General features: G+C 66.0%; 5 protein-coding genes. All 5 read right to left on the bottom strand.

The genetic code is table 11. The features are described 5' to 3' along the window. Positions 1-727: DNA gyrase modulator (locus Q0D45_RS20480; RefSeq protein ID WP_366946514.1), on the bottom strand; the 727-nt coding region annotated here is incomplete at its 3' end. Between the two features lie 15 nt (positions 728-742). Beyond that, positions 743-2,377: a TldD/PmbA family protein gene (locus tag Q0D45_RS20485; RefSeq protein ID WP_293397469.1), complete on the bottom strand. Its 1,635-nt coding sequence runs from the start codon at positions 2,375-2,377 to the stop codon at positions 743-745. Positions 2,378-2,581: 204 nt separating this feature from the next. After that, complete coding sequence (locus tag Q0D45_RS20490; RefSeq protein WP_293397471.1) at positions 2,582-3,724, bottom strand: flagellar hook-length control protein FliK; 1,143 nt, start codon at positions 3,722-3,724, stop codon at positions 2,582-2,584. After that, positions 3,721-4,161, bottom strand: a complete 441-nt coding sequence (locus Q0D45_RS20495) for a flagellar export protein FliJ (RefSeq protein ID WP_293397473.1) — start codon at positions 4,159-4,161, stop codon at positions 3,721-3,723. The genes Q0D45_RS20490 and Q0D45_RS20495 overlap by 4 nt, the downstream gene beginning before the upstream one ends. 3 nt (positions 4,162-4,164) lie before the next feature. Further along, the gene (gene fliI, locus Q0D45_RS20500; protein ID WP_293397475.1) at positions 4,165-5,517 is read right to left on the bottom strand and encodes a flagellar protein export ATPase FliI; all 1,353 of its coding nucleotides are present in this window, start codon (positions 5,515-5,517) and stop codon (positions 4,165-4,167) included. Between the last annotated feature and the right edge of the window lie 87 nt (positions 5,518-5,604).

The following is a 5,604-nucleotide window of genomic DNA, read 5'->3' on the forward strand; positions in this document are numbered from 1 at the left end:
GCATCATGTAGGTGAGCATGCCGGCGCTCGCCGCCGGTTCGAGGACCACCGTGTACTTGCCCGGCTCCAGCGCCTTGGCATCGACCGACTTCTGCGCCTTGGCGATCGCCGTCTGGATGTCGCTCTTGGCGCTGAATTTCTCGACGTCGGAAACATTGCGCGCCACCCAGCCGGAGCCGCGTGCATCTTCAGTGCGCACGGTGCAGGTGAAATCGACGTTGGTCGCCTGCTGGTAGCCGAAGTTGCCTTTCGAGTTGGCGACTGCGGAGAAGCGCACCGCATCACTGAAGAAACCGGCCGCCACCAGCTTGCCGGCCTTGGCCGGCGTGATGCTGTCGGCCGCTACCTGGGCCCGATATTCCGGGGTGATCGCCGCCGTGGCGGCGTCGAAAGTGGGGGTCGGCTTGTAGTCCTGCTTGCCGATCGCCGCGATGAACTCCGGATTGTCTGGCGCCAGGCGGGCCAGGTCTTCGGCGCGCTTGACGACCTTCGCCAACGCCGCGTCATCGAACTCGTTGATCGTCGCCGTGCCCACCTTCTTGCCGAATGCGACTCGTACGGCCAGTTCGCAGTTGCTGACGATGCCGCTGGTCGAAACCGAATTGCGCGCGTAGCGGATGTTGCCGGCCACCGATCCATCCAAGGTCGCCGTGCATTCGTCGGCCTTCGACAGCTTGATGACCTTGTCGAGAATCGCCTTGGCCTGTGCTTCCGTATAAATGCTCATGATGGGTATCGATCCTTAGCCGAGGCTGCGCGCGGTGTTGATGACGTTGATGCCGTTGAACCGGGTCGTCGAAGACCCGTGCGACACCGCCGAGACCTGCGAAGGCTGGCCCTTGCCATCGAAGAAGGAACCGCCGAAGCGGTAGTCGCGGTCATCGCAGATCGCCGCACAGGCGCCCCAGAATTCCGGCGTGCGCATCTGGTAGGCCACGTCCTCGATCTGCTCGGTGATCTTGCCGTCCTTGATTTCGTAGAACAGCTGGCCGCCGAACTGCGCGTTGTAGCGCTGCTGATCGATGGAGAACGAGCCGTCGCCGATGATGTAGATGCCGTTCTCGACGTCCTTGATCATCTCTTCGACACCGAGCTTGGCCTTGCCTGGCGCCAGCGAGACATTGGCCATGCGCTGGAACTGCACGCTCTGCCAGGAATCGGCGTAGCAGCAGCCCTGCGATTCCTTCTCGCCGATGATGTAGGCCTGATCGCGGATCGCCTGGTAGTTGACCAGCACGCCGTCCTTGACCAGATCCCAGCGCTTGGTGGTCACGCCTTCATCGTCGTAGCCCACTGCGCCGAGCGTGGTCGGCTGCAGCTTGTCGGCGAACAGGGTCACAGCCGGGCTGCCGTACTTGAAGTCCTTCTGCTTCCACTTGTCGAGCGTGGCGAAACTGGTGCCGGCGTAGTTCGCCTCGTAGCCGAGCACGCGATCGAGTTCCAGCGGATGGCCGACCGATTCGTGAATGGTCAGCCACAGATGCGAAGGATCGAGTACCAGATCGTACTTGCCCGGCTTCACCGACCGCGCGCTGAGCTTGGCGCGCGCCTGCTTGGCACCGGCGACCGCGTCCTCGACCATGTCGTAGGAGTTGGTGTAGCCGATCACCCCACCCGGCAGTTTCAGCTTCCCGGATGGTTTCGCATCCAGGTACTCGTAGCCCATGCCCATCGGCGCCGACATCTCGCTGCGAGTGCGGAACTTGCCGCTCTTCTTGTCGATCGCGGTGATCTGCATCGGCGTCCAGATGCGGTGGATGTCCTGGTCGACATAGGAGTTGTCGGTGGACGCGAAGTACTTCTGCTCGTTGACCAGGAACATCATCGAATTGATGTAGTCGGCGCCGGCTTTCAGCGCGGCATTGTTGACCGCCATCAGCAGCTCGACCTTGTCCTTGATCGGCACTTCCATCGCGTTCTTCTTGATCGGCGTGGCCCAGGACACTTCACCGAGGCCCTTGGTCGGTGCCAGCTGCACCGGCGCGGTCTGGAACTTGGAGTTGGCCTTGGCGATCGCGGCAGCCTGCTGGGCCGCCTTGGCGACGGCGTCGGGGGACAAGTCGCTGGTCGCCGCGAAACCCCAGGTGCCGTTGACGATCACCCGGATGCCGATGCCGGTCGATTCGGTGTTGACCACGTTCTCGACCCGCGTCTCGCGGGTGATCACGAACTGGCGCAGATAGCGGCCGATACGAGCATCGGCATAGGTCGCACCAGCCTTGGTCGCCGCGTTCAGGGCGACATCGGCGAGCGTCTTGCGCATCGCCTTGTCGGCCTGGGTCGCCAGTATCTCGGCGGCTACCGCATTGCCGTAGATCGGCAGCATCAGCGCGCCGACGCTGGTGCTGGTTCGTTTCAGGAAGTCGCGTCTATCCATCGGGTGGCCATCTCCGGGCTGCATGCGGGAGCAAGCGCAGGACCCGCCGAGACGAAAAATCCGGCCGATCGCAGACTCGCGTTAAGCGCTAGGACAGCGCAGCCCGCCAATAGGTTTGAATCCCGATCGGAGGGGCTGCGCCAATGGCCTGATCATGAGCATGAATCGGGCCGGATTCGGCCGATCCGGCGTCGACAAGAGCGATCAGACGTAGCGATCGATCAGGCCGCGATGGCGGGCCACCGCAGCGGCCAGACGGTCATTTGCCGGGATCGGCTCGTCCACCAGACCGCCAGGAGCTGCCGACAATGTGGGCGTTGCGGGGCGGCCCTGCCCGTTCGCTTCCCGTTCCTGAGACTGGAACTGCGCCGAGCCGCCGATCTGCGCCTGGCCCAGCTGCAGACCATCGGCCGCCATGCGTTCGCGCAGTTGCGGCAGGCTGGCTTCGAGCGCCGCACGGGCGGCCGGATGATCGGCGCCGAACCAGACGCTGGCCGTCTGCTGCTCGACGCGGATGCGGACATCGATGCTGCCCAGTTCGCGCGGATGCAGTTGCAGGCGGGCTTCCTGCACGCCGGCTTCGCTCAGCCAGCGCAGGCGTTCGCCGAGGCGGACCGCGGCGTCCGGGCCATCGAGCGCCAGCGGCTCGCCGTAGGCATCGAGCGCTGCACTCGGTGCGGCAGCCAGCAGGCTGGGCGTTGCGTCGCTGCTGCTGGTCGGGGCGATGCTGACCGCTTGTGGCGCGCGCTCTGCGGTGACGGCCGCGACCTGCACCGTCGGTAGATCGGCCTTGATGACCAGCGCATCGAGCGCGCTGTCGAGACTCGTGGTCTGGGCCGTTGTCAGCACGGTGTCGGCGGTTGCTTTACTGGCATCCAGCGCGGTGGGAAACGCGGCGGATTCTTCACCGCCTATCGGCAACGTCGGCAAATCCGGCGCATCGGCCGTCGGGGTCGCGGTCTGGGTCGGGATCCGAATGCTGCCAACAGCGCCAGCCAGCAGCGCATCGCTGTCATCCGCAGCGCCCGGCGGGCCATCGCTGGGTGCAGCGACCGGTGGCGGCACGCGCAGCGCCTGCAGCCAGGCCGGCAGGGCCGGTGCGGCGTCGGCAGGCACGGTCGTGATGGCTTCACCGCCGTCATCGCGATCGTCAGCACTGTCCTTGTCGTCCTCTGCGGCCTTGGTTTCCTTGCTCGCAGCGGCCTTCGCAGCGGCTGGGCCGGGGCCCAGCAGATCGGCGAATGGCGAACCCTTGTCCTTCGGCTCGTTCGCGGCTTCGCTGCGCGCGGTCGCCCGCGATCCGCCGACTGCCGGCGTCGAAAGCATGGCCGACAGGCCGGCGCTCATGAGCGCTGGCTCGCGGCGAAGTGGCGAACAGTCGCGAATTCGTCCATCTCGCGCTGGCTGGCCTTTTCCTCGATCCGGCGAACTTCGAGATCGCTCTGCTGCTGCAGGCGCTCGGTGATGCGCAGCTCGCGGCGCATCGCCAGCCAGCGTTCGTTGGCCTGCGCGACCCGGCCCTGCTCGGCGTCGATGGCTGCCTGCTGCGCGTTCAGCGCTTCCACCAGCTTGCCGCAGAACTGCCGCTGGTTCTCCAGCAGCATCGGCGTCGGCCGCGCGGGCAAGCGGTTCTGGTAGTCCTCCAGGTAGTGCTGCAGCTCGCCGTGCAGCGCCTGCTGCTCGGCAAGCCGGGCCTGCGCCTTGGCAAGCAGGGCCTTGGCATCGTCCTCGTTGCGGCCGGCGACGAGGTTCAGCAGTTCCAGACGAACCTGGGAGAGCGGCATGGATTAATTGATCTCGGGAAACAGGTTTTGCAACGCCGCGCGCGAAGCCGGAAACATCGCCGGCTCGTGCACGTCCTGACGCAGGAAGGCTTCGATGCGCGGCCACATCGCCATCGCTGCATCGACCTTGGCATCGCTGCCCGGCTTGTAGGCGCCGATGTTGATCAGGTCGCGATTGCGCTGATAGGTCGACACCGTCTGCTTGAAGGCGCGGACCCGGCGCTGGTGATCGAGCGGCGTCACTTCGTTGGCGACACGCGAGATCGAAGCTTCGATATCGAGCGCCGGATAGATGCCAGCGTCGGCGATCGCGCGGCTGAGCACGAAGTGGCCATCGAGAATGCCGCGTGCGGCATCGACGATCGGATCGTTCTGGTCATCGCCTTCGGCCAGCACCGTATAGAACGCGGTGATCGAACCACCGCCTGGCAAGCCGTTGCCGGCACGCTCGACCAGCTTCGGCAACTGCGCGAACACCGAGGGCGGATAGCCGCGCGTTGCCGGCGGTTCGCCGACCGCCAGGCCGATCTCGCGCAGCGCTTGTGCATAGCGGCTTAAAGAATCCATCAGCAGCAGCACGTTCTTGCCCTGATCGCGAAACGCTTCAGCAATGGACGTTGCCAGCCAGGCGCCGCGCACCCGCGCCAAGGGCGAACGATCGGCCGGCGTGGCGACGACCACCGCGCGCTTCAGCGCTTCGGGCCCAAGCGCGTTGTCGATGAAATCGCGGACTTCACGGCCGCGCTCGCCAACCAGGCCGACGACGATGATGTCCGCCTGCGTGTAGCGGGTCATCATGCCGAGCAAGGTCGATTTGCCGACGCCGGTGCCGGCGAACAAGCCGAGACGTTGGCCACGGCCGACGGTCAGCAGCGCGTTGATCGCGCGCACGCCGACATCGAGCGGTTCCTTGATCGGCGCACGCGCCAGCGGATTGATCGGTGCGGTGGTCGCCGTGCGGCGTTCGCAGACCAGACGGCCGAGGCCGTCGAGCGGTTCGCCTTCGCTGTCGAGCACTCTACCCAGCAAGCCCTCGCCGACCGGCACCCGCGGCATCCGTGCCATCGGGATGACTCGGGCATTCGGTTTGAGGCCGTGCATCTCGCCGGTCGGCATCAGATAGGTGCGGTCGCCGGAGAAGCCGACCACTTCCGCTTCGAGCATGCCGCCATCGGCGTTGACCACGCGGCAGCGGCTGCCGATCTGGCTCTGGCAGCCGACCGCTTCCAGTGTCAGGCCGACGACGCGCTCGAGCACGCCTTCGACGACCACCGAGCGCGAGTTGGCCGCGCGGTCGGCGGCCAGCGTCAAAGCCTTGGCGAGTCTGCTATCACGGGCGGCGGAGAGTTCGCTCATCAACGCTCACCGAGCAAGGCCTGGGCCACGGACGCGGCGCGGGTATCGAGCCGGGCATCGATCAGTGCCGCGTCGGTGACGACGCGG

Origin of the sequence: Nevskia sp., from assembly GCF_023266035.1 — a bacterium.
GTDB lineage: Bacteria > Pseudomonadota > Gammaproteobacteria > Nevskiales > Nevskiaceae > Nevskia.

What these genes read in the sequence shown, in the direction of transcription:
- Q0D45_RS20495 (WP_293397473.1), bottom strand. Translation starts at nt 4,161, where the DNA reads ATGCCGCTCTCCCAGGTTCGTCTGGAACTGCTGAACCTCGTCGCCGGC.
- fliI (WP_293397475.1), bottom strand. Translation starts at nt 5,517, where the DNA reads ATGAGCGAACTCTCCGCCGCCCGTGATAGCAGACTCGCCAAGGCTTTG.
- Q0D45_RS20485 (WP_293397469.1), bottom strand. Translation starts at nt 2,377, where the DNA reads ATGGATAGACGCGACTTCCTGAAACGAACCAGCACCAGCGTCGGCGCG.
- Q0D45_RS20490 (WP_293397471.1), bottom strand. Translation starts at nt 3,724, where the DNA reads ATGAGCGCCGGCCTGTCGGCCATGCTTTCGACGCCGGCAGTCGGCGGA.